General features: G+C 56.1%; 30 protein-coding genes. 28 read left to right on the top strand and 2 right to left on the bottom strand.

The features are described 5' to 3' along the window. Window positions 1-2: 2 nt before the first annotated feature. Both J2S62_RS03530 and J2S62_RS03535 read right to left on the bottom strand, forming a co-directional pair. The gene (locus tag J2S62_RS03530) at window positions 3-224 is read right to left on the bottom strand and encodes a hypothetical protein (RefSeq protein ID WP_310171464.1); all 222 of its coding nucleotides are present in this window, start codon (window positions 222-224) and stop codon (window positions 3-5) included. A 116-nt stretch (window positions 225-340) separates the two neighbouring features. Continuing rightward, complete coding sequence (locus tag J2S62_RS03535; protein WP_310171466.1) at window positions 341-1522, bottom strand: lipid II:glycine glycyltransferase FemX; 1182 nt, start codon at window positions 1520-1522, stop codon at window positions 341-343. An 88-nt stretch (window positions 1523-1610) separates the two neighbouring features. Between J2S62_RS03535 and J2S62_RS03540 the strand changes: the two genes are divergently transcribed. The 28 genes from J2S62_RS03540 to map all read left to right on the top strand — a co-directional run bounded on the left by J2S62_RS03540 (window position 1611) and on the right by map (window position 21065). Beyond that, window positions 1611-2882 carry a carboxylate--amine ligase gene (locus tag J2S62_RS03540; protein ID WP_310171468.1) on the top strand — a complete coding sequence of 424 codons (1272 nt, stop codon included), beginning with the start codon at window positions 1611-1613 and terminating at the stop codon, window positions 2880-2882. A 255-nt stretch (window positions 2883-3137) separates the two neighbouring features. Beyond that, entirely contained in the window at window positions 3138-3512 is a 375-nt protein-coding gene (rpsL, locus tag J2S62_RS03545; RefSeq protein ID WP_310171470.1) for a 30S ribosomal protein S12, read from the top strand. A gap of 3 nt (window positions 3513-3515) precedes the next feature. Continuing rightward, entirely contained in the window at window positions 3516-3986 is a 471-nt protein-coding gene (rpsG, locus tag J2S62_RS03550) for a 30S ribosomal protein S7 (protein WP_310171472.1), read from the top strand. Window positions 3987-4130: 144 nt separating this feature from the next. Further along, entirely contained in the window at window positions 4131-6194 is a 2064-nt protein-coding gene (gene fusA, locus J2S62_RS03555; RefSeq protein ID WP_407650005.1) for an elongation factor G, read from the top strand. Between the two features lie 269 nt (window positions 6195-6463). After that, the gene (gene tuf / locus J2S62_RS03560) at window positions 6464-7654 is read left to right on the top strand and encodes an elongation factor Tu (RefSeq protein WP_310171477.1); all 1191 of its coding nucleotides are present in this window, start codon (window positions 6464-6466) and stop codon (window positions 7652-7654) included. A 473-nt stretch (window positions 7655-8127) separates the two neighbouring features. Beyond that, window positions 8128-8436, top strand: coding sequence for a 30S ribosomal protein S10 (rpsJ, locus tag J2S62_RS03565; RefSeq protein ID WP_022871386.1), 309 nt, complete (start codon window positions 8128-8130; stop codon window positions 8434-8436). A gap of 23 nt (window positions 8437-8459) precedes the next feature. After that, window positions 8460-9113: a 50S ribosomal protein L3 gene (rplC, locus tag J2S62_RS03570; RefSeq protein ID WP_310171482.1), complete on the top strand. Its 654-nt coding sequence runs from the start codon at window positions 8460-8462 to the stop codon at window positions 9111-9113. Between the two features lie 3 nt (window positions 9114-9116). Next, window positions 9117-9725, top strand: coding sequence for a 50S ribosomal protein L4 (gene rplD / locus J2S62_RS03575; RefSeq protein ID WP_310171484.1), 609 nt, complete (start codon window positions 9117-9119; stop codon window positions 9723-9725). 11 nt (window positions 9726-9736) lie between these two features. Then, window positions 9737-10042 carry a 50S ribosomal protein L23 gene (gene rplW, locus J2S62_RS03580; protein WP_310171487.1) on the top strand — a complete coding sequence of 102 codons (306 nt, stop codon included), beginning with the start codon at window positions 9737-9739 and terminating at the stop codon, window positions 10040-10042. A gap of 31 nt (window positions 10043-10073) precedes the next feature. Beyond that, the gene (rplB, locus tag J2S62_RS03585) at window positions 10074-10913 is read left to right on the top strand and encodes a 50S ribosomal protein L2 (RefSeq protein ID WP_310171489.1); all 840 of its coding nucleotides are present in this window, start codon (window positions 10074-10076) and stop codon (window positions 10911-10913) included. Between the two features lie 14 nt (window positions 10914-10927). Further along, on the top strand, window positions 10928-11206 hold the full coding sequence (gene rpsS / locus J2S62_RS03590) for a 30S ribosomal protein S19 (protein WP_310171491.1): 279 nt from the start codon (window positions 10928-10930) through the stop codon (window positions 11204-11206). A 33-nt stretch (window positions 11207-11239) separates the two neighbouring features. Beyond that, window positions 11240-11611 carry a 50S ribosomal protein L22 gene (gene rplV, locus J2S62_RS03595; protein ID WP_310171493.1) on the top strand — a complete coding sequence of 124 codons (372 nt, stop codon included), beginning with the start codon at window positions 11240-11242 and terminating at the stop codon, window positions 11609-11611. Beyond that, complete coding sequence (gene rpsC / locus J2S62_RS03600) at window positions 11612-12385, top strand: 30S ribosomal protein S3 (protein WP_310171494.1); 774 nt, start codon at window positions 11612-11614, stop codon at window positions 12383-12385. Continuing rightward, complete coding sequence (rplP, locus tag J2S62_RS03605) at window positions 12385-12801, top strand: 50S ribosomal protein L16 (protein WP_310171496.1); 417 nt, start codon at window positions 12385-12387, stop codon at window positions 12799-12801. The genes rpsC and rplP overlap by 1 nt, the downstream gene beginning before the upstream one ends. A gap of 2 nt (window positions 12802-12803) precedes the next feature. Further along, window positions 12804-13076 carry a 50S ribosomal protein L29 gene (gene rpmC / locus J2S62_RS03610; protein ID WP_310171499.1) on the top strand — a complete coding sequence of 91 codons (273 nt, stop codon included), beginning with the start codon at window positions 12804-12806 and terminating at the stop codon, window positions 13074-13076. A 17-nt stretch (window positions 13077-13093) separates the two neighbouring features. Beyond that, entirely contained in the window at window positions 13094-13378 is a 285-nt protein-coding gene (gene rpsQ, locus J2S62_RS03615) for a 30S ribosomal protein S17 (protein WP_310171501.1), read from the top strand. Window positions 13379-13769: 391 nt separating this feature from the next. Then, entirely contained in the window at window positions 13770-14138 is a 369-nt protein-coding gene (rplN, locus tag J2S62_RS03620) for a 50S ribosomal protein L14 (protein WP_310171503.1), read from the top strand. A 3-nt stretch (window positions 14139-14141) separates the two neighbouring features. Then, complete coding sequence (gene rplX, locus J2S62_RS03625; RefSeq protein WP_310171505.1) at window positions 14142-14483, top strand: 50S ribosomal protein L24; 342 nt, start codon at window positions 14142-14144, stop codon at window positions 14481-14483. Further along, on the top strand, window positions 14483-15064 hold the full coding sequence (rplE, locus tag J2S62_RS03630; RefSeq protein WP_310171506.1) for a 50S ribosomal protein L5: 582 nt from the start codon (window positions 14483-14485) through the stop codon (window positions 15062-15064). Before rplX ends, rplE begins: the two co-directional genes overlap by 1 nt. A 73-nt stretch (window positions 15065-15137) precedes the next feature. Next, the gene (gene rpsH / locus J2S62_RS03635) at window positions 15138-15536 is read left to right on the top strand and encodes a 30S ribosomal protein S8 (protein ID WP_310171507.1); all 399 of its coding nucleotides are present in this window, start codon (window positions 15138-15140) and stop codon (window positions 15534-15536) included. Between the two features lie 18 nt (window positions 15537-15554). Continuing rightward, window positions 15555-16088 carry a 50S ribosomal protein L6 gene (gene rplF, locus J2S62_RS03640; RefSeq protein WP_310171509.1) on the top strand — a complete coding sequence of 178 codons (534 nt, stop codon included), beginning with the start codon at window positions 15555-15557 and terminating at the stop codon, window positions 16086-16088. After that, complete coding sequence (rplR, locus tag J2S62_RS03645) at window positions 16088-16462, top strand: 50S ribosomal protein L18 (protein WP_310171511.1); 375 nt, start codon at window positions 16088-16090, stop codon at window positions 16460-16462. The genes rplF and rplR overlap by 1 nt, the downstream gene beginning before the upstream one ends. Continuing rightward, on the top strand, window positions 16459-17211 hold the full coding sequence (rpsE, locus tag J2S62_RS03650) for a 30S ribosomal protein S5 (protein ID WP_310171513.1): 753 nt from the start codon (window positions 16459-16461) through the stop codon (window positions 17209-17211). The genes rplR and rpsE overlap by 4 nt, the downstream gene beginning before the upstream one ends. A 2-nt stretch (window positions 17212-17213) precedes the next feature. Further along, on the top strand, window positions 17214-17438 hold the full coding sequence (gene rpmD, locus J2S62_RS03655; protein WP_310171515.1) for a 50S ribosomal protein L30: 225 nt from the start codon (window positions 17214-17216) through the stop codon (window positions 17436-17438). Continuing rightward, the gene (rplO, locus tag J2S62_RS03660; RefSeq protein ID WP_310171518.1) at window positions 17438-17899 is read left to right on the top strand and encodes a 50S ribosomal protein L15; all 462 of its coding nucleotides are present in this window, start codon (window positions 17438-17440) and stop codon (window positions 17897-17899) included. The genes rpmD and rplO overlap by 1 nt, the downstream gene beginning before the upstream one ends. 192 nt (window positions 17900-18091) lie before the next feature. Next, a complete protein-coding gene (gene secY, locus J2S62_RS03665; protein ID WP_310171520.1) occupies window positions 18092-19399 on the top strand; it encodes a preprotein translocase subunit SecY in 1308 nt (435 codons plus the stop codon). A 44-nt stretch (window positions 19400-19443) separates the two neighbouring features. After that, on the top strand, window positions 19444-20061 hold the full coding sequence (locus J2S62_RS03670) for an adenylate kinase (RefSeq protein WP_310171522.1): 618 nt from the start codon (window positions 19444-19446) through the stop codon (window positions 20059-20061). 179 nt (window positions 20062-20240) lie between these two features. Beyond that, the gene (gene map / locus J2S62_RS03675; RefSeq protein WP_310171524.1) at window positions 20241-21065 is read left to right on the top strand and encodes a type I methionyl aminopeptidase; all 825 of its coding nucleotides are present in this window, start codon (window positions 20241-20243) and stop codon (window positions 21063-21065) included. Window positions 21066-21242: the final 177 nt, after the last annotated feature.

Here is a 21242-nt window from a genome sequence, read left to right on the forward strand (position 1 = left end):
TATTACTTCTTCGGTTCAAGGCGACGGTTGCGCACCAAGCGCGCCAGCACCATGCTGTACACCCCCGCGAACCACGCCAGGCCAACCCCGAACCAGTTCACCGGGTCTGTGGCGATCAGGGCGATGACCCCGACGACGACCAACAGCGCACCCATACCCGTCAACACAAGGACCAGTGAGGTGCGCGGCGTCGTTGCTGATAGGGAATCATTAGGGGAACTCATGGAACCACAACCTTAGATATCGAAAGAGCGGCATTTTCTCTCCACAGTAATTGCGCCCAACTTGATTCGCTAATGAAATCACTGTGCAAGAAACTTCGGAGGGTGAAGTGCAAAGGCTAGCCGCGGCGTTGCATATATGCCTGGAATGCGCGAGCCATCACCTTATTGATGGGGTAGTCCCATTCACCCATGGTTTGGACTACATCAGCCCCCATGGTGGTTTTGAACCGTGTTAACCCGGCCAGCTCATGGTCCTTATCCAATGTGGCTGACACACCGCCCAGGTCATACCAGGACGCTCCGGCCTCAAGGCTGAGCTGGATCTGCTCTAGCTGTAAGCCACGGGGTGCATACCGTTTAGACTCTTCACGAGTTGAGGCGCCATATACGTACCATCCAGTGCCTTGTTGCTGCACATAGATCGCCGAGGCGAGCAGCTTGTCTTCGTAATGCGCAAAGAGCACTTTGCACTGGGCGATCTCCGATGCATTGAGGGCCTCGAACATCGCTTCAAAATAGCTTTGCGGCCGACCGATAAAGTCATCGCGCTCCGCGGTCTCTTCATACAAGGCTTGCCATTGGCCAATGGCCTCGCGCCCACCGGAGGAAATGGTCAGCTCAGACCGGGTGGACTTTCGAGTCTGTCGGCGGGAGGTACTGTCCATGCGCATGAGGACTTCTTCAACGGCGGCTTGGAACTCCGGAGACTCCCGGTCAGCTCGTTGCTCGTCTGTCAGTACCGGAAGCGGGATACGCGCCTGGAATTGTGCCTGCCCTGCCTCGAAATCTTCCGACAACGCAGGCTCTTGCCACCCGAGACGGGACAGATCGTCTGCCATCGTCAATGCGGTCTCGTGTGACTCCGCAGGTGACAACTCTGGGATCATTTTGTGCTCACCGGCCGACAACGCCTTGCGAACGTCATCGGCGTCCCAGCGTCGCAGCACAAAAGGCAGACCCATCCGGATGAGAAACGCACCCTCGGCACGCGCGAAAGGGATCAACGGCTGAAGAATTGATTCAAGTGCAATGGTGTCTGGATCAAAGACCGGGCCGTCGGCAAGATATGCCAGGCTTCGACCACGTAACCCCGGGATCGGGATCGGCCGGTAGAGCACCAGAGAGGCTGCGACGAGCTTATCTTGGTCCCACCATCCCACCGATTGGCTACGCCACGCCTGTTTGGTTTGAGGCCACAGTGGGTTCTGCAAAAATGACGCTTGGTCATGTTCGGCAAGAAAGCTGTGGTGCTGCTCGGGGGAGATCTCTTGAATATTCAGGGTCTTTTGAAGTGTCACAATTTCAAGGGTACCCCAACCGGCTCAGCGATCAGGGGGCACAACAGACCACCAAAGGCCCGGTGTGCTGTTGCTACACTGATGACCTATGAGCGCTCAGATCCCGGCCACCCAACCATTCGTCCCCGTCATCACCGGGGGAGACCTCGGCGCCTATAGCCTCGCCCGAGAGTTTCATGAAGCCTATGGGGCCAAGTCGGTTGTCGTCCCGACTGCGGAAAACCTGGTCGTTGGAGGGAGCAAGCTCACACAGTTATGCCCCGCTGGCCAAATGTTCGAGGCCGACCACGTGCTAGCTCACCTTGAAAAAGTCGCTGATGAACTCCAGCGAGACGCTCAACGCCCCCTGATCCTGTTGCCCGGATACGACCATCTAGTGCGCATCGTGGTGGAGCACAGCGCCAAACTGCGCGATATGGGGTACGTATTCCCGGAGCTGTCAGCAGCGCAATTGGATCAGGCAGCGCTGAAAGAACAGTTCTATGCCCGCTGTGCAAACCTGGGCATCAAGTATCCGCGCACTGCGACAATCGATTGCTCAGAAGGTGTGGACTCCGTCGGCGCATTTGTTGATTCGTTGGCGGAACCTGAATGGAGCTACCCGCTCATCCTCAAAGCCGGCGATGGCAGCGCGTGGGCCAACACCCGATTCCCTGGCCGACGCAAAGTGCACTACCTGACGGATCCGCAACAACTTCACGACGTTTTGAGCAAAGCAATTCAAGCTGGGTATCAGGGCACGATGATCATCCAGCAGTTCATCCCCGGCCCCGACTCGAACTTGCGTATCTTGACTCATTTTCGAGACCGGACCGGCACCACAGTGTTGACCGGCTTAGCCCAAGTGGTCGTCGAGGATCACGCCCCGGGCCTTGAAGGGAATGCTCGGGCACTGATTGCGGCTAGCGACCAGTCGGTTGAGGCGCAAGGCGTGCAACTGATGGACGCACTGAACTGGCACGGCTTCGGGATGTTTGACATTAAAGTACATGAAGACACCGGTGAAGCGTATTTTCTCGAGATGAACCCGCGCTTGGGTCGACACCATTACTATCTCACCGTGGCTGGGGCGAATCCGGCCGAGTACTTGCATCGCGAATTCGTTGAAAAATCAGCGCATCCCGCACCGTTCACCACCCAAGGCCCGGCGGTCTCGACGACTATCCCGCTCAAGCTCGCCCACCAGTACGCTTCGGCCGAACAACAGCAGCTGTTGGATGAAGCAAAACGTGCCCGGCGTATTGGATGGCCACTGCAGTATTCCAAGGATCGCAACCTGAAACGAGACCTCTATCAGCGCTATCGTTTGACCAAAGCTGCAGGCGAAGTCCAACACACGCCCGGCACCATGAACGCATGATGGGAGCACAATCCCACATCGCGCGCTGAATTGTTGCAATAGTGTCGAACCTGGTACACTAGGAACGATTGATTCAAAGTGGCAGTAGGACTCTGTCCGGGTTGCGGGGAACTTGCGCAACAAATGCCACCTTTTTGCACGTCTAAAGTGAAAATCTACTGGACGTCGAAAAAAGACCAAGCTTTCTTTCGATTCGAAGCACTTTCGAGAGCTCTCGGACCGTTCGAAAGAAGATGAGATTATACGGAGAGTATTTTGCCAACAATTCAGCAGTTGGTCCGTAAGGGCCGCACACCAAAGCCAAAACGTGTTGGCGCGCCAGCTCTAGACTCGCGCCCAATGCGTCGTGGCGTGTGCACACGTGTGTACACGACCACCCCAAAGAAACCGAACTCCGCGCTGCGTAAAGTCGCACGTGTCCGCCTGGCCGGTGGTATCGAAGTTACCGCTTACATTCCAGGTGAAGGCCACAACCTCCAGGAGCACTCCATCGTGCTCGTTCGTGGCGGTGGCGTGAAAGACCTTCCAGGTGTCCGCTACAAGATTGTCCGCGGTGCTCTGGATACCCAGGGCGTCAAAGACCGTCGTCAGGCTCGTAGCCGTTATGGTGCCAAGAAGGAGAAGAACTAACACATGCCACGTAAAGGACCTGCGCCTAAGCGCCCACTGGTAGTTGACCCTGTTTACGGTTCATCCTTGGTCACCCAGTTGATTAACAAAGTTTTGGTCGATGGTAAAAAATCGACTGCTGAACGTATCGTCTACGGTGCCCTGAACGGTACCCGCGAAAAAGGCGGCGACGACCCAGTAGCCACGCTGAAAAAGGCACTGGATAACGTTCGTCCCGCACTCGAAGTCCGCTCACGCCGTGTTGGTGGCGCAACATACCAGGTGCCCGTAGAGGTCAAGCCTGGTCGCGCAACCGCTCTGGCGCTGCGTTGGCTAGTGACTTTCTCAAAAGCACGCCGCGAAAAGTCGATGACTGAGCGTCTGACAAACGAGATTCTGGATGCTTCCAACGGACTGGGTGCAGCTGTGAAACGTCGTGAGGACGTCCACAAGATGGCTGAAGCTAACAAGGCGTTTGCCCACTACCGCTGGTAAACCACACACCTACTCAGTACTCAATCCGAGCCGTTGCCTCAACCAGGAGTCTGTGGCTCACGGAAACAGGCAACAACCAAGGGAGAACCTGTGGCACAACAAGAAGTGCTTACCGACCTCACAAAAGTTCGTAACATCGGCATCATGGCTCACATTGACGCCGGTAAAACTACTACAACCGAGCGCATCCTGTTTTACACCGGTGTGAACCACAAACTGGGCGAAACCCACGACGGTGCTTCCACCACCGACTGGATGGACCAGGAAAAAGAACGCGGTATTACCATTACCTCCGCAGCTGTCACCAGCTTCTGGGAAGGTAACCAGATCAACGTGATCGATACCCCAGGGCACGTTGACTTCACTGTTGAAGTTGAGCGCTCCCTGCGCGTTCTCGACGGTGCGGTTGCGGTCTTCGACGCCAAAGAAGGCGTAGAGCCACAGTCCGAGACTGTCTGGCGTCAGGCCGATAAATACGGCGTACCGCGTATCTGCTTCATCAACAAGATGGATAAGCTTGGTGCAGACTTCTACTACACCGTAGAGACCATCAAGTCACGTCTCGGTGCTAAGCCACTGGTCATGCAGCTTCCAATCGGTGCTGAAAATGAGTTCATCGGCGTTGTTGACCTGGTCACGATGAAAGCCTTCGTCTGGCCAGAAGATGCCAAAGGTGACACCGCCCTTGGTGCAAGCTACGACATTCAGGACATCCCAGCAGAACTGCAGGAACGTGCTGAAGAGTACCGCAACGAACTCATCGAATCCGTAGCCGAATCATCGGAAGAACTGATGATGAAGTACCTGGACGACGGTGAGCTCACCAACGAAGAGATCATGGCCGGTGTACGCGCCCTGACCGTAGCCGACGAAGCCTACCCAGTCTTCTGTGGCTCGGCCTTCAAGAACCGCGGTGTTCAGCCGATCATCGACGCTGTCGTTGACTACTTGCCATCCCCACTGGATGTCGAATCGGTGAGCGGTGTGTCCGTGAAGGATCCAGAGGAAGTGCTGACTCGCAAGCCAAGCTTGAACGAGCCATTCTCCGCGCTGGCCTTCAAGATCGCTGCGCACCCATTCTTCGGTACGCTGACCTACATTCGCGTGTACTCCGGCAAGATCAAATCCGGCGACCAGATCCTGAATGCGACCAAGCAGAAACAGGAACGCATCTCCCGGTTGTTCCAGATGCACGCCAACAAGGAAAACCCTGTTGACGAAGCACAGGCAGGCCACATTTACGCCGTCGTGGGCCTCAAAGACACCACCACCGGTGACAGCCTGTCAGCTAAAGATGCGCCGATCATTCTGGAATCCATGGAATTCCCAGAACCAGTGATCTCGGTAGCCATCGAGCCGAACTCCAAGGGTGACCAGGAAAAACTGTCGACCGCTATTCAGCGCCTGTCGGCAGAAGATCCAACCTTCACTGTTTCCCAGAACGAAGAAACCGGTCAGACCGAAATCGGCGGTATGGGCGAACTGCACCTCGACGTACTCGTCGACCGCATGAAGCGCGAATTCAAGGTGGAAGCCACCGTGGGTAAACCACAGGTTTCCTACCGCGAAACCATTCGCCGCAAGGTCGAATCCGTCGACTACACCCACAAGAAACAGACCGGTGGTTCCGGCCAGTTCGCGAAGGTCGTCGTGACCTTCGAGCCACTGGATACCGAAGATGGCGAAACCTACGAATTCAAGAATGCCGTAACCGGTGGCCGTATTCCACGTGAATACATCCCATCAGTTGACCAAGGTATGCAAGAAGCCATGCAGTTCGGTGTGCTTGCCGGATACCCAATGGTTGGCGTCAAAGCCACGCTCGAAGACGGCGCCTACCACGATGTAGACTCATCGGAAATGGCGTTCAAACTGGCTGGCTCCCAGGTATTCAAGGAAGGCATCAAGCGCGCCAAGCCGGTTCTGCTAGAACCAATCATGGCCGTTGAAGTGCGTACCCCTGAAGAATACATGGGTGACGTCATTGGTGACCTGAACTCGCGCCGCGGTACCATCGAATCGATGGAAGACGCAGCCGGTGTCAAGGTCGTCAAGGCGCACGTCCCACTGTCGGAAATGTTTGGTTACATCGGTGACCTTCGCTCCCGCACCCAGGGTCGTGCCGTCTACACCATGACCTTCCACTCGTACGGCGAGGTACCAGCTGCAGTTTCTGAAGAAATTATTCAGAAACACTCCGGCCAATAATTTAGACTTATTAGCTGGCTAGATTTATGGGGTGGGCTTGGTTCGCCAGGCCCACCACCAGCCAAATAGCGTGTCACCCCGAACACGGTATTTGGTTCAGGACTAGGGTCCGGTCCGCATTGGCGGCCGAGGTTGTTTAGCAATCCACGGACCGGTCCTAACCACCGGGGAAACTAGTAAAAACAACATCTGACGTAGACTGGACCAAAGTCAGACCGCCACAAGCGGCTGCATGTCCTTCTCCAGTCGAACAGTTCTAGGAGGAATCTGTGTCGAAGGCAAAGTTCGAGCGGACAAAGCCGCACATCAACATCGGTACCATCGGTCACGTTGACCATGGTAAAACCACCCTCACCGCTGCGATCTCAAAGGTACTTGCCGATAAGTACCCTGAGTACAACGAACAGCGCGACTACGCCGACATCGACGGTGCACCTGAAGAGCGCCAGCGCGGTATTACCATTAACGTCTCGCACGTTGAATACGAAACCGAAAAGCGTCACTACGCCCACGTTGACGCCCCAGGTCACGCTGACTACATCAAGAACATGATCACCGGTGCCGCCCAGATGGACGGCGCGATCCTCGTTGTAGCTGCTACTGACGGCCCAATGGCTCAGACCCGCGAACACGTTCTGCTGGCCAAGCAGGTTGGCGTACCTTCGCTGCTGGTTGCACTGAACAAATCCGACATGGTCGACGATGAAGACCTGCTGGAACTGGTCGAAATGGAAGTTCGCGAACTTCTCTCCTCCCAGGACTTCGACGGTGACGACGCACCAGTCATCCGCGTATCCGCTCTCAAAGCTATCGAAGGCGACGAGAAGTGGGTCAAGGCTGTTGAAGACCTCATGGACGCAGTCGACGAGTACATCCCAGAACCAACTCGTGACCGTGACAAGCCATTCCTGATGCCGATCGAAGACGTGTTCACCATTACCGGTCGCGGTACTGTTGTCACCGGTCGTGCAGAACGCGGTACCCTCGCTATCAACTCTGAAGTTGAAATCGTTGGTATCAAGGAATCCCAGAAGACCACCGTTACCGGTATCGAGATGTTCCACAAGCAGCTCGACGAAGCCTGGGCAGGCGAAAACTGTGGTCTGCTGCTTCGTGGTCTGCGTCGTGAAGATGTTGAACGCGGTCAGGTTGTCGTAGCCCCAGGCTCGATCACCCCACACACCAAGTTCGAAGCGAACGTCTACATTCTGTCCAAGGACGAGGGTGGCCGTCACAACCCGTTCTACTCGAACTACCGTCCACAGTTCTACTTCCGTACCACTGACGTAACCGGTGTTATCACCCTGCCAGAAGGTACCGAAATGGTCATGCCAGGTGACACCACCGAGATGAGCGTTGAACTGATCCAGCCAATCGCGATGGAAGACGGCCTCGGCTTCGCCATCCGTGAAGGTGGACGTACCGTTGGTTCCGGTCGTGTAACCAAGATCGTCGAGTAAGACGTTTTGAATTGAGCGCTTAGCACTGCGCTAAGTGACAAGAAACCCCCGTCCGTTAGGGCGGGGGTTTTCTCATGCCCAGACAACATACCGAGCTGCAGACTCACCGCAAACTTGCTAGGCTATACGGGCGGTGCAAACCCCAGACGTGTCCCGACGAATACTCGGGCCACCGATTCGCGTTGCGCCCACATTTCTGTCATAATAGACAGGTTGCTCAAAACAACTGTGCCTGAAGCCGCCTCGGTGGCCTCGAGCACGCGACACGAGAGCACAAACACAAACATCAACTTCCCACTCGACGCAAGTTTCGCGGCGCGTGGCGAGCTATAAATCTTGATGGTCTCATATCGTCGAGGAACCCGTTTTTTACGGATTCGGCTTTATGAGCGAAAACAATACATGAACAGCCAATGCTGTCGTCATGTTCACAGGGACAGGTACTCAACTAGTACGGAAATGAGGCAGACGCCATGGCGGGACAAAAAATCCGCATCCGGCTGAAGTCGTATGATCACGAAGTGATCGACACTTCAGCGCGGAAGATCGTCGATACGGTCACACGCGCAGGCGCACAGGTAGTAGGCCCGGTTCCACTACCGACAGAGAAGAATGTGTTCGCCGTGATCCGTTCTCCGCACAAATACAAAGACAGCCGTGAGCACTTCGAAATGCGTACTCACAAACGTCTTATCGATATCGTAGACCCGACTCCAAAGGCTGTTGATTCGCTGATGCGCCTCGACCTGCCAGCGGACGTCAACATTGAAATCAAACTCTAAGCTAGGGAGGTGCTGAGAGAACTATGACCACATCCCAAAAAAACGTCAAGGGATTGATGGGCACGAAGCTCGGCATGACCCAGGTATGGGACGAGAACAACAACCTCATTCCCGTTACTGTGGTTCAGGCTGAGCCTAACGTAGTGACCCAGCTTCGTAATGAAGAAACTGACGGTTACACTGCCGTCCAGATTGCCTACGGTGCAATCGACCCTCGTAAAGTCACCAAGCCATTGGTCGGACACTTCGATAAGGCCGGAGTTACACCGCGCCGTCATCTCGTCGAAATCCGTACCGGAGACGTAGCTAACTACGAACTCGGCCAGGACCTAACCGTTGAACAGTTCGAAGCAGGACAGAAAATTGATGTCACTGCGAACTCCAAGGGTAAAGGCTTCGCCGGTGCCATGAAGCGCCACAACTTTAGCGGCTCGTTTGCATCTCACGGTGCGAAAAAGAACCACCGCAAACCCGGTTCCGTGGGTGGCGCTGCCACCCCAGGTCGTGTGTTCAAGGGCAAGAAGCTTCCAGGCCGTATGGGCAACGTCAAAACAACCACCCAGAACCTGACTCTGCATGCTATCGATGCAGAAAACAACCTGCTGCTCATCAAAGGTGCAGTACCTGGCCCACGCGGTCGCGTTGTTCTGGTTCGCGATGCAGTGAAGGGAGCCTAGCACATGGCTGTCAAGAAAGTATCGGTGGATCTACCAGCTGACCTGTTCGACGTCGAAGCAAATGTTGCTCTCATGCACCAGGTTGTCAACGCACAGCTTGCTGCAGCACGTCAAGGAACTCACGCGACCAAGACTCGCGCTGAAGTATCCGGCGGTGGACGCAAACCGTTCCGTCAAAAAGGTACCGGCCGCGCTCGTCAGGGTTCGATTCGCGAACCTCAGATGACCGGTGGTGGGGTTGCCCACGGTCCACAGTCGCGCGATTACTCGCAGCGTACCCCCAAGAAAATGAAAGCAGCAGCGCTTCGCGGAGCACTCTCTGACCGTGCTCGCAACGGCCGCATTCATGTTGTTGAGGCTCTGATCACTCAGGACACCCCATCAACGAAGGCCGCCAAAGCCGCTCTTGCTGAAGTTCAAAACGAACGTCGCAATTTCCTGGTCGTCATCGACCGCTCGGACGACGTCGCTGCACTGTCAACTCGTAACCTGCAGCATGTGCACACGCTGTATGCTGATCAGCTCAACACGTACGACGTGCTCAAAGCTGATGACGTGGTCTTTACCAAGCCTGCATACGACGCCTTCGTGGCCGCTGCAAGCGCCAAATAGGAGGAGACCACATGGCTACCAACATTGACAAGAACCCCCGCGACGTGATCCTAGCTCCCGTCGTGAGCGAAAAGAGCTACGCGGACATGGACGAAGGTCGTTACACCTTCCTCGTGGACCCGCGCTCCAACAAGTCTGAAATCAAACAGGCAATCGAAACGATTTTCGATGTCAAAGTGGCTTCAGTCAACACCATGAACCGTGAAGGTAAGCGTCAGCGTACCCGCTTCGGATATGGCAACCGCAAAGCTACCAAGCGTGCGGTCGTCACTCTGAAAGACGGTTCCATCGACATCTTCGGAGGTCCGGCCCTCTAGGCCGGAGACCACTTAATCGAGGAATATATTTATGGCAATTCGTAATTACAAACCGGTTACCCCGGGCCAGCGTGGCTCGTCGGTATCCGAGTTCACTGAAATCACCCGAACAACGCCCGAAAAGTCGTTGCTTCGCCCCCTGTCTAAGAGCGGTGGCCGCAACAACCTCGGACGTATCACATCACGTCACCGTGGTGGCGGACATAAGCGCCAGTACCGTCTGGTCGACTTCCGCCGGCACGACAAAGACGGCATCCCGGCCAAGGTCGCTCACATCGAATACGACCCGAACCGTACCGCCAACATCGCACTGTTGCACTACGTCGATGGAGCCAAGCGCTACATTCTCGCCCCAGCTCGTCTCAAGCAGCACGACATGGTGGAGTCTGGCCCAAATGCCGACATCAAACCGGGCAACAACCTACCGCTGCGCAACATCCCACTGGGTACCGTAATCCACGCTGTGGAACTGCGCCCAGGTGGCGGCGCCAAACTGGCCCGCTCCGCTGGAGCATCCATCCAGCTGGTCGCTCGTGAAGGCAAATACGCCCAGCTGCGCTTGCCCTCCGGTGAAATCCGCAACGTTGATATCCGCTGCCGCGCCACCGTTGGTGAAGTCGGCAACGCTGAACAAATCAACATCTCCTGGGGTAAAGCAGGACGTATGCGCTGGAAAGGCGTACGCCCGCAGACTCGTGGTGCAGCCATGAACCCGGTGGATCACCCACACGGTGGTGGTGAAGGTCGTACCTCTGGTGGACGTCACCCGTCCAACCCGAACGGTAAGAAGGAAGGCCGCACCCGCCGTCCAAACAAGGCAAGCGACCAGTACATCGTGCGTCGTCGTCCGAAAAGCAAGAAGAATCGATAGGAGCTGATCTCTTTATGCCACGCAGCCTGAAGAAGGGCCCCTACGTAGATCAGCACTTGTACCTCAAGGTTCTTGCTGAGAACGATAAGGGCACCAAAAACGTTATTCGCACCTGGTCACGTCGATCGATGATCATCCCGGACATGCTGGGTCACACCATTGCAGTCCACGATGGTCGCAAGCACGTGCCGGTGTTCATTACCGAATCCATGGTCGGACACAAACTGGGAGAATTCGCGCCAACGCGTACCTTCCGCGGCCACTCCAAGGACGACCAGAAAGGCCGCCGCTAGTCGCGGTCGGCTGATCTTAGAGAGGATTAAGCAATGGAAGCCAAGGCAATTGCACGCTATTTGCGTGTTACGCCAATGAAGGCCCGGCGCGTCGTCGACCTTGTTCGTGGTAAGCAAGCGAATGAAGCCCTGGCCATCTTGAAATTCGCCCATCAGGGCGCATCCGATCCAGTGTATAAAGTACTCGCTTCGGCAGTATCGAATGCACGGGACAAAGCAGACCGTGAAGGCCTGGCCTTCAACGAAGAAGAACTGTTTGTCAGTGAAGCTTACGTTGATGAGGGCCCGACCATGAAGCGCTACCGTCCACGCGCTCAGGGACGTGCCTTCGAAATCAAAAAACGCACCAGCCACGTCACCATGGTTGTTGCGATCGATGAAGATCAGAAAGGTGGGACCAACTAAATGGGTCAGAAAATTCACCCACACGGCTTCCGCCTCGGCATTACCAAAGATCACGTTTCGCGTTGGTTCGCCGACTCCAACGTCAAAGGTCAGCGCTACAAGGATTTTGTCAAAGAAGACGTCCAAATCCGTAGCCTGCTCGAAGACGGCATGGAACGTGCTGGTATTTCCAAAGTTGAGATCGAACGTACCCGCGACCGTGTCCGCGTAGACGTGCACACTGCTCGCCCAGGTATTGTCATCGGTCGCCGTGGTGCGGAAGCTGATCGCATTCGCCGGGAACTTGAAAAGCTCACCGGCAAGCAGATTCAGCTCAACATTCTAGAAGTCAAAAAACCAGAACTCGATGCGCAGCTCGTCGCACAAGGTGTTGCAGAACAGCTCACCGCACGCGTGGCTTTCCGCCGCGCAATGCGTCGCTCCATCCAGTCAGCAATGCGCGCCGGCGCCGAGGGTATCCGTATCCAGGTCTCCGGTCGTCTGGGCGGTGCCGACATGGGCCGTACCGAGTTCTACCGTGAAGGTCGTGTGCCACTGCACACCCTGCGCGCCAACATCGACTTCGGTAAGTTCGAAGCCAAGACCACCTACGGACGTATTGGCGTCAAAGTATGGGTCTACAAGGGCGACTTCACCGATAAAGAACTGGCCGCACAGGAAGCCGCAGCCCCATCGGGCCGTGGCGGACGTGGTGGTGGACGCGGCGGAGCACGTCGTCGTCGCGGTGGCGCCCCACAGGGTGCACGCACAGGCGCACAAGGAGGCAACGCCTAATGCTTATCCCACGTCGCGTAAAATTCCGCAAACAGCACCGTCCCGGCCGTAAAGGTATGGCCAAAGGTGGCACCGAAGTAGCATTCGGTGACTGGGGACTGCAAGCAACCGGTCGCGCATACGTAACGAACCGTCAGATCGAGGCAGCTCGTATCGCCATGACGCGTTACATCAAGCGCGGTGGTCACGTCTGGATCAACATTTTCCCAGACCGCCCACTGACCAAAAAACCAGCCGAAGTTCGCATGGGTTCGGGTAAAGGCTCCCCAGAGTTCTGGGTTGCCAACGTCAAACCCGGCCGTGTGATGTTCGAACTGTCTGGTGTCAGTGAAGAGGTCGCCCGCGAAGCTCTACGTCTGGCCGCACACAAGCTGCCACTCAAAGCTCGCATCGTACGCCGAGAGGGTGGTGAATAACCATGGCACTAGGTTCACCAGAACTATCCACAGATGCTTTGGATGGCTTCGACAACGCACGCCTGCGTGAAGAACTCGACAAAGCCAAAGCCGAGTTATTCAACCTGCGCTTCCAAGCCGCAACCGGACAGCTCGACAACTCCGGTCGCATCAAGGTCGTCAAACGCGATGTCGCACGCATTATGACTGTGCTTCGCGAACGCGACCTTGGTATCCGCCAAGAAGTGGAAGCCAGCGAAGAAGACATCAAAGACAAAAAGAAAAGCCGCAAGTAGGCTGAGGAGGAATCACAGTGACTGAGTCTGTTGACACCGCAGCCGCTCCAGAACGTAACTACCGCAAAACTTTGCGTGGAGTAGTTGTTTCCGACAAGATGCAAAAAACCATCGTTGTCGAAATCGAATACTTCAAACAGCACGCTCTGTACGGCAAAATCATGCGCCGGACCAAACGCGTCAAGGCCCACGACGAAGAAAACACCGCCGGCATCGGCGACATCGTTCGGATAGCCGAGACCCGTCCGCTTGCCAAAGGCAAGCACTGGCGTCTTACCGACATCGTAGAACGCGCCAAGTAACCCGCGCTTCCACATCACCGCATCCGCATCAGAGATCTGGTGCGGATGCGGTGTTTAACAAACAAACGTGCGCAAAGCAATCATGGCGGGGGAGTGGCGGACAATGATTTTCCAAAACACCCTGGTATGAGGTAGCATGTTGTAGCTGTGCCCTTTTCATAGCCCGGCCATCCACCGAGCATCTGACGAAAAGTCAGCACAGCATCTTGCACAAACGTGCCTCGGCCCCGGCTCAAAAGCACTGTGTGACCAAACAGCCTCTGTGCGCGTGTTCGGCTACATACGTCTCACCTAGTCGGGGGTAAGCACAGCAAGAATATTTCCATGACCGTTCCGCAAGGCTCGACCCAACCGAGGGTTGAGAACCAGCGAGACAAGCAGGAGTAAGCAAGTGATTCAACAGGAATCGCGGCTCAAAGTTGCCGACAACACCGGTGCGAAAGAAATTCACACCATTCGTGTTCTTGGTGGCTCAGGACGCCGCTATGCATCCATTGGCGACGTTATCGTCGCCACCGTTAAAGATGCCATCCCGGGCGGTGCCGTCAAAAAAGGCGAAGTCGTCAAGGCAGTAGTGGTTCGTACCAAGAAATCGGTACGACGCTCCGATGGCTCCTACATCAAGTTCGACGAAAACGCAGCCGTCATCCTCCGTCAGGATAACGAACCACGCGGTACTCGTATCTTCGGCCCAGTGGCCCGTGAGCTACGTGATAACCAGTTCATGCGTATCGTTTCGCTGGCACCGGAGGTGATTTAACCAATGGCAAAGATCAAAAAAGACGATCTCGTACAGGTTCTGTCAGGTAAAGACCGCGGCAAACAGGGCAAAGTCCTGCGCGTCCTACCAAAAGAAGATCGCGTACTGGTTGAAGGCATTAACCGTGTGACCAAGCACGTACGTGCCGGCCAGGGACCGGACGGTGCAACCGAAGGTGGACGTGTCGAAGAGGAAGCTCTGCTACACATCTCCAAGGTTGCCGTAGTCGACCCTGAAACCGAAAAACCAACTCGCGTTGGGTACCGCTTTGAAGAAGTCGAAGAAGAAGGCGTCACCAAGACCGTCAAGGTCCGTTATGCCAAGGCCTCTGGAAAGGAGCTGTAATGACACAGGTATCTGAAAACGCAGCCTCCAAGGTTACCCCGCGCCTCAAGACCAAATACCGTGACGAGATCAAGCCTGAACTGCAACAAGAGTTCGAGTACGTCAACGTCATGCAGGTCCCAGGCCTGGAAAAAGTCGTCGTCAACATGGGTGTCGGTGAAGCCGCGCGTGACTCCAAAGTCATCAACGGTGCTATCGAAGACCTCACATTGATTACCGGCCAGAAGCCACAGGTATCGCGCGCCAAGAAATCCATCGCACAGTTCAAGCTGCGTGAAGGTATGCCGATTGGTGCACACGTCACCATGCGCGGCGACCGCATGTGGGAATTCCTGGACCGTCTGGTGACCTTCGCACTGCCACGTATTCGTGACTTCCGCGGCCTGAGCCCTCGCCAGTTCGATGGCAACGGCAACTACACTTTCGGTCTGTCCGAACAATCCGTGTTCCACGAAATCGATCAAGACAAGATCGACCGGGTACGCGGCATGGATATCACCGTCGTCACCACCGCTAAAAACGACGAAGAAGGCCGTGCACTGTTGCGTGCACTGGGCTTCCCGTTCAAGGCAGACCAGTAATCTAACTACGTTATAGGTCCTGCTCCGGTGTACCGGCTCAGGAAACCACAACGAGAAAAGGCTAAAGCCACATATGAGTATGACCGACCCCGTCGCAGACATGTTGACACGTCTGCGCAACGCTAACTCGGCGCATCACGATTCCGTGACCATGCCGTCTTCAAAACTGAAGATTGGTGTCGCCGAAATTCTCAAAAACGAAGGCTATATCAGCGACTATAAAGAAGTTGACGCACGCGTAGGGAAAGACCTCGTGTTGGAACTGAAATTTGGTCCACAGCGTCAACGCTCCATCGCTGGATTGCGCCGCATCTCCAAACCAGGCCTGCGCGTTTACGCCAAGTCCAACAACCTGCCACACGTGCTAGGTGGACTGGGCATCGCCATCCTGTCAACGTCCTCAGGTCTGCTGACCGACCGTCAAGCAGCGTCGAAAGGTGTGGGTGGGGAAGTCCTCGCCTACGTCTGGTAACAGAAAGGAAGGGAAACAATGTCACGTATTGGAAAGCTTCCGATCACCGTACCTTCCGGCGTTGAAGTTGCCATCGACGGCTCCGATGTGTCCGTCAAAGGACCTAAAGGCGAGCTGGGGATGACCATCCGCGGCCCAATTGAAGCCAAGATGGAAGAAAACGTCATCACCGTCACCCGCCCGGATGACGAACGCGATTCACGTTCGCTCCACGGCCTGACCCGTACCCTGATCGACAACATGATCGTCGGGGTTACCGAAGGCTACTCCAAGAAACTGGAACTGCACGGTACTGGTTACCGCGTGCTGGCCAAGGGCAACGACCTCGAACTGCAGCTGGGCTTCTCCCATAGCATCGATGTCGCAGCCCCAGAAGGCATCAACTTTGCCATCGAAGGCAACACGATCACCGTGTCCGGTATCGATAAACAACTTGTCGGCGAAACTGCCGCCAACATCCGTAAGCTGCGCGTTACCGAACCTTATAAGGCCAAGGGTATCCGCTACGAGGGTGAGAAAATCCGCCGCAAGGCCGGAAAGGCAGGTAAGTAATGTCAACTGTCAGTATCAAAGGCAAAGGCAAAAACGCTGCCCGCCGTCGCCGTCACGCACGTGTACGCAAACGGATCCAGGGTACCGCTGCACGCCCACGGTTAGTAGTGAACCGTTCAGCACGCCACATCTTTGCCCAAGTCATCGACGACGAAGCCGGTGTCACGCTCGCTTCGGCCTCCACTATGGAAGCCGATCTGCGTGCACTGGAAGCCGAGAAAACTGAAAAAGCTCGCAAAGTGGGCGAAATGATTGCACAGCGCGCCGAAGACGCCGGTGTGACTCAGGTGGTCTTTGACCGTGCCGGTCACAAATACCACGGTCGTATCGCCGCTGTCGCCGACGGTGCACGGGAAGGTGGACTGAAGCTGTGACCGAAGCAAATAACGAAAAAGACACACAGGCAACCGAAACCAACGAGACGGTCTCCGAAACCTCGCAGGGTTCCGAAAGCCAGGACACCGAACGTCAAGAACGTGGTGGCCGTGGCGCACGACGTGGCCAGGGCCAGGGTTCCGACCGTGGTCAGCGCGGCCAGCGGAGTGAACGTGGTGGCCGTAAAGGCGCCCGTGAAGAGAACCGTGACCAGTTCTTAGAACGTGTCGTAACCATCAACCGTGTGGCCAAAGTGGTCAAGGGTGGACGTCGTTTCGCCTTTACCGCTCTGGTCGTTGTCGGCGATGGCGAAGGTATGGTTGGTGTCGGCTACGGGAAAGCTAAAGAAGTACCGGCCGCAATTGCCAAGGGTGTAGAAGAAGCCAAGAAGAACTTCTTCCGCGTCCCACTGGTAGGTACCACCATTCCACACCTGTCCCAGGGTGAAGATGCCGCAGGCGTTGTCCTGTTGCGTCCAGCATCCCCCGGTACCGGTGTGATCGCCGGTGGTCCAGTCCGTGCGGTCCTCGAAGCCGCAGGCATCAACGACGTGCTGTCCAAATCCATGGGCTCGGCCAACGCGATCAACATTGTTCGCGCCACCGTCGATGCCCTGCGTAAGCTTGAAGGCCCAGAAGAGGTCGCAGCTCGCCGCGGACTGCCAATCGACGAAGTTGCCCCAGCGCCTATGCTGCGGACGATTGCTGAAGCCCGTGCAAAACGTGCTGAAGAAAAGGCAGGTGCGTAAGCATGTCGAACTTCGAAACAACACGCAAAAACCTTGCCCCATCCGACGCGACACTGCAGATTACGCAGGTTCGCTCGGTTATTGGCAGCAAGCCACAGCATGTTGAAACTCTGCGGTCGCTCGGTCTGCGGGGTATCGGCAAAGTCGTTACCCGCACCGCCGACCCCGTCACCGTGGGCATGGTCAACGCCGTGTCCCACTTGGTTAAGGTCGAGGAGGTCGACTAATGGCTGAAGAACAACAAGAAGCGCTGAAACTTCACGACCTACGTCCCGCTAAGGGTTCGAACAAGCGCAAACTGCGCTACGGTCGTGGTGAAGGCGGTAAGGGTGGCAAAACAGCAACCCGCGGTACCAAAGGAACCAAGGCACGCAACAAGGTGCCAGCAGGTTTCGAAGGTGGCCAGCTACCGCTGTACATGCGCCTTCCGAAACTGCGTGGCTTCAAAAACCCCGCGAAAATCAACTACCAGGTTGTCAACCTCGACAAACTGACCGAATCCTTCCCAGAAGGCGGCGACGTCACCGTTGCTGACCTCGTGGCAAAAGGTCTGGTTCGTAAGAACCAGCCGGTCAAAGTCTTGGGTTCAGGTGAAATCTCGGTGGCCGTCAACGTTACCGCAGATGCGTTCTCCAAATCAGCTGTCGACAAGATCGCCGCTGCCGGAGGCACCACCACAACTGCATAACACCGTTCTGCACTAGAACAGTGATATACCCAAGGGGCCCTCGACCTGACGCGTCTCGTCACAGGTCGAGGGCCCCAGGTTTTAACGTTAGAATTCTGAGCGTGCCTAGAATAGGTACAGCTGTGTACGTAAGATCCCCATTCTGTTGGATCTCAAAAAGAGTGCGCTCTCGCACTACTGTCAGGAGGACACTTGTTCAGCACGATAGCCAGGGTTTTCAAAACCCCAGATCTGCGGACCAAGATCCTATTTACCTTGGGCATCATCGCCATCTATCGGGTAGGGGTTTTCATCCCCGCGCCGAGCGTGGACTATGGCAACGTGCAAATGTGCCTGGCTCAAGGTGACACCACCGGTGGGCTCTATTCGTTTGTCAATATGTTCTCCGGTGGAGCGCTGCTCCAAGTGTCCATCTTTGCCCTAGGGATCATGCCCTACATTACGGCCGCCATCATCACCCAGCTTTTGCGCGTGGTGATCCCAGCCTTCGAACGACTGCAAAAAGAAGGCCCAGAGGGTCAAGCCCGCCTGACGCAATACACTCGATACCTCACCGTTGGCCTGGCCTTGCTCAACGCGACCACCATCGCCACCCTGGCCCGCTCCGGGGCGCTGCTCAACTGTAACGTCTCGCTGCTATCGGACGACGGCATCTGGTCCACCCTGCTGCTGGTGTTAACCCTGGCAATCGGGGCGATCGTCATCATGTGGATGGGTGAACAGATCACCGAACGTGGCGTCGGCAACGGTATGTCGCTGATGATTTTCGTGGCTATTTCCGCGGGCTTCCCCGCAGGGTTGGGCGCCATCTGGCAGACCCAAGGCTGGCGCATCTTCGGGCTGGTCATGGTCATCGGCATCGCCGTGATGATGCTCATTGTGTTCGTGGAAGATTCCCAGCGTCGTATCCCGGTCCAGTACGCACGCCGCCAGATCGGCCGACGCACCGTGGGTTCAACCACGACCTACATTCCGATCAAGGTCAACATGGCCGGCGTGATTCCGGTGATCTTCGCGTCCTCCATTCTGATGCTGCCGCAGATCTTGATTCAGTTCAATATGCCCACCGACGGTACTGAACCGGCCGGCTGGGTCGTGTGGTTGCAGCAGTACTTCGGCACCGGCGCCCACCCGCTGTATATGGCCGTGTTCTTCTTTATGACGATCTTCTTCACGTACTTCTACGTGACCATCACGTTCAACCCGCAAGACGTCTCGGACAATATGAAGCGCCAAGGTGGCTTCATCCCGGGCGTGCGGGCAGGTCGTCCCACCGTCCAATACCTCGAATACGTCATCTCGCGGGTGACCTTCGTCGGGGCCCTCTACCTGGGCATGATCGCCATGTTGCCACTGATCGCATTCGTGCTCATCGGGGCAGACCAGAACTTCCCATTCGGCGGCACTTCCATCCTCATTATGGTGGGTGTTGCCCTGACAACAATCAAACAGATCGACGCACAAATGGAACAACGCCACTACGAAGGCTTGCTCCGCTAAGCTGAGACCCAGATCCGAGACCCCGAACAAGGACAGGACAACACATGACACGTTTGCTCATCATGGGCCCTCCAGGGTCAGGCAAAGGCACCCAAGCTGTGCGCATTGCCGATAAGATGGCCATCCCGGCGATCTCGACCGGAGATATCTTCCGGTACAACGTCAAAGAAATGACCGAGCTGGGCCAAGAAGCCAAGCGCTACATCGACGCTGGCGACTTTGTGCCCGACGACGTCACCAACCGGATGGTCGCGGACCGTCTCAACCAGGCTGATGTGTCAAACGGGTTCCTGCTTGACGGCTATCCCAGGACCGCTGGCCAAGTTGAGGCCCTGGAAAAAATCATGGAAGAAAAAAACGATACCCTAACTGCGGTTTTGGTCTTGGAAGTGCCTGACGAGGAAATCGTCGAGCGTCTCCTGGCGCGTGCCGCGACCGAGGGTCGTTCTGATGACACCGAAGAGGTCATCAAACATCGCTTGGACCTCTACCACCAAGAGACCGAAGACCTGATCGAAGGGTATGTAGAACGCGGCATCGTTGGTCGAGTCGACGGTACCGGTGCAATTGATGACGTCACCGAACGCCTGCTGCAGACGATCTACAACATTCGTGCACGGACTGGTACGCTGCCGGTCATCAAACCACGCACGAACGATTAAGTTCTCCTGCGTTCGACAAAACCGACCCGGTCACCGGGTCGGTTTTTCGTTGGTCGACAACTTCCGCAGTGAAATTGGCACCCTCCGCCACATCACATTACGCTTGACAATTGTCCACATAATGGTCGCGGCCCGACACATCGGCCTGACCACCGGGTCGCAAAGGTTAAACACACTTCATGGCACGACATATCGAACTGAAAACCCCCGCCCAAATGGCCACCATGCACCAAGCCGGGCTCATCCTGCACAAGGGCCTGGACGCCGTCGTAGCAGCAGCGCAACCCGGTGTCACCACCAACGAGCTAGACCAAGTCTTCCGCAGCGTCTTAGCTGAACATGGCGCCACCTCCAACTTCTTGGGCTATCACGGCTTCCCCGCCACGATTTGTGCCTCCGTCAATGATGAAGTCGTTCATGGCATACCCGGTGACCGAGTGCTCAACGACGGCGACATCATCTCGGTGGACGCCGGAGCGGTCATCGATGGTTGGCATTCCGATTCCGCTCGCACCGTGTTGGTCGGCGATGTGGATCCGGCAGACCAACGACTCTCAGAAATCACCGAAGCCGCGATGTGGGCCGGGATTGCTGCCTATGCCAAGGCCAAGCACGTCGGCGAGATCGGCAACGCAATCGAAGACTACGTTCGAGCACAACAAGGCGAACCCCTGGGGATCCTCGAAGACTATGTTGGTCACGGCATCGGCTCGGCAATGCACCAGGCACCGGATGTCTTCAACTACCGCTCCGGCATGCGCGGGCCACGGGTCAAAGCCGGGATGGTCTTGGCGATTGAACCAATGCTAGTCCGCGGAAGTATCGAAACACGGACACTGGCTGACGACTGGACCGTGGTCACCGTAGACGGATCGAATGCCTCCCAATGGGAACACTCAGTCGCCCGGCACAAAGAGGGTATCTGGGTCATCACCGCACCCGACGGGGGAGCGGCAGGACTTGCTCCGTTTGGTGTCGTCCCGGTGCCAATCCCACAAAAGTAGTCTTGTGTCAATGCTGCTTGGCATTATTTGACCAAATGCGCTAACATAGATCCTTGGCTGTTTCTGCCTTTAAGTTTCGGTGTGTCCGGATATTTACCGGCACGAAAGCAGCTCAAGAACATGCTTTTGGAATTGCCATGATCGGTATCGATCCAGTGCGGTGACAGAAGACAACAG

The organism is Enteractinococcus fodinae, assembly GCF_031458395.1.
In the GTDB taxonomy this organism is placed as follows: Bacteria; Actinomycetota; Actinomycetes; order Actinomycetales; family Micrococcaceae; genus Yaniella; species Yaniella fodinae.

Excerpts from the sequence above, each read along its gene's own strand:
- J2S62_RS03530 (WP_310171464.1), bottom strand. The coding sequence starts at position 224 with ATGAGTTCCCCTAATGATTCCCTATCAGCAACGACGCCGCGCACCTCA.
- J2S62_RS03540 (WP_310171468.1), top strand. The coding sequence starts at position 1,611 with ATGAGCGCTCAGATCCCGGCCACCCAACCATTCGTCCCCGTCATCACC.
- rpsG (WP_310171472.1), top strand. The coding sequence starts at position 3,516 with ATGCCACGTAAAGGACCTGCGCCTAAGCGCCCACTGGTAGTTGACCCT.
- fusA (WP_407650005.1), top strand. The coding sequence starts at position 4,131 with ATGGCTCACATTGACGCCGGTAAAACTACTACAACCGAGCGCATCCTG.
- rpsJ (WP_022871386.1), top strand. The coding sequence starts at position 8,128 with ATGGCGGGACAAAAAATCCGCATCCGGCTGAAGTCGTATGATCACGAA.
- rplC (WP_310171482.1), top strand. The coding sequence starts at position 8,460 with ATGACCACATCCCAAAAAAACGTCAAGGGATTGATGGGCACGAAGCTC.
- rplD (WP_310171484.1), top strand. The coding sequence starts at position 9,117 with ATGGCTGTCAAGAAAGTATCGGTGGATCTACCAGCTGACCTGTTCGAC.
- rplW (WP_310171487.1), top strand. The coding sequence starts at position 9,737 with ATGGCTACCAACATTGACAAGAACCCCCGCGACGTGATCCTAGCTCCC.
- rplB (WP_310171489.1), top strand. The coding sequence starts at position 10,074 with ATGGCAATTCGTAATTACAAACCGGTTACCCCGGGCCAGCGTGGCTCG.
- rpsS (WP_310171491.1), top strand. The coding sequence starts at position 10,928 with ATGCCACGCAGCCTGAAGAAGGGCCCCTACGTAGATCAGCACTTGTAC.
- rplV (WP_310171493.1), top strand. The coding sequence starts at position 11,240 with ATGGAAGCCAAGGCAATTGCACGCTATTTGCGTGTTACGCCAATGAAG.
- rpsC (WP_310171494.1), top strand. The coding sequence starts at position 11,612 with ATGGGTCAGAAAATTCACCCACACGGCTTCCGCCTCGGCATTACCAAA.
- rplP (WP_310171496.1), top strand. The coding sequence starts at position 12,385 with ATGCTTATCCCACGTCGCGTAAAATTCCGCAAACAGCACCGTCCCGGC.
- rpmC (WP_310171499.1), top strand. The coding sequence starts at position 12,804 with ATGGCACTAGGTTCACCAGAACTATCCACAGATGCTTTGGATGGCTTC.
- rplX (WP_310171505.1), top strand. The coding sequence starts at position 14,142 with ATGGCAAAGATCAAAAAAGACGATCTCGTACAGGTTCTGTCAGGTAAA.
- rplE (WP_310171506.1), top strand. The coding sequence starts at position 14,483 with ATGACACAGGTATCTGAAAACGCAGCCTCCAAGGTTACCCCGCGCCTC.
- rpsH (WP_310171507.1), top strand. The coding sequence starts at position 15,138 with ATGAGTATGACCGACCCCGTCGCAGACATGTTGACACGTCTGCGCAAC.
- rplF (WP_310171509.1), top strand. The coding sequence starts at position 15,555 with ATGTCACGTATTGGAAAGCTTCCGATCACCGTACCTTCCGGCGTTGAA.
- rplR (WP_310171511.1), top strand. The coding sequence starts at position 16,088 with ATGTCAACTGTCAGTATCAAAGGCAAAGGCAAAAACGCTGCCCGCCGT.
- rpmD (WP_310171515.1), top strand. The coding sequence starts at position 17,214 with ATGTCGAACTTCGAAACAACACGCAAAAACCTTGCCCCATCCGACGCG.
- rplO (WP_310171518.1), top strand. The coding sequence starts at position 17,438 with ATGGCTGAAGAACAACAAGAAGCGCTGAAACTTCACGACCTACGTCCC.
- J2S62_RS03670 (WP_310171522.1), top strand. The coding sequence starts at position 19,444 with ATGACACGTTTGCTCATCATGGGCCCTCCAGGGTCAGGCAAAGGCACC.
- map (WP_310171524.1), top strand. The coding sequence starts at position 20,241 with ATGGCACGACATATCGAACTGAAAACCCCCGCCCAAATGGCCACCATG.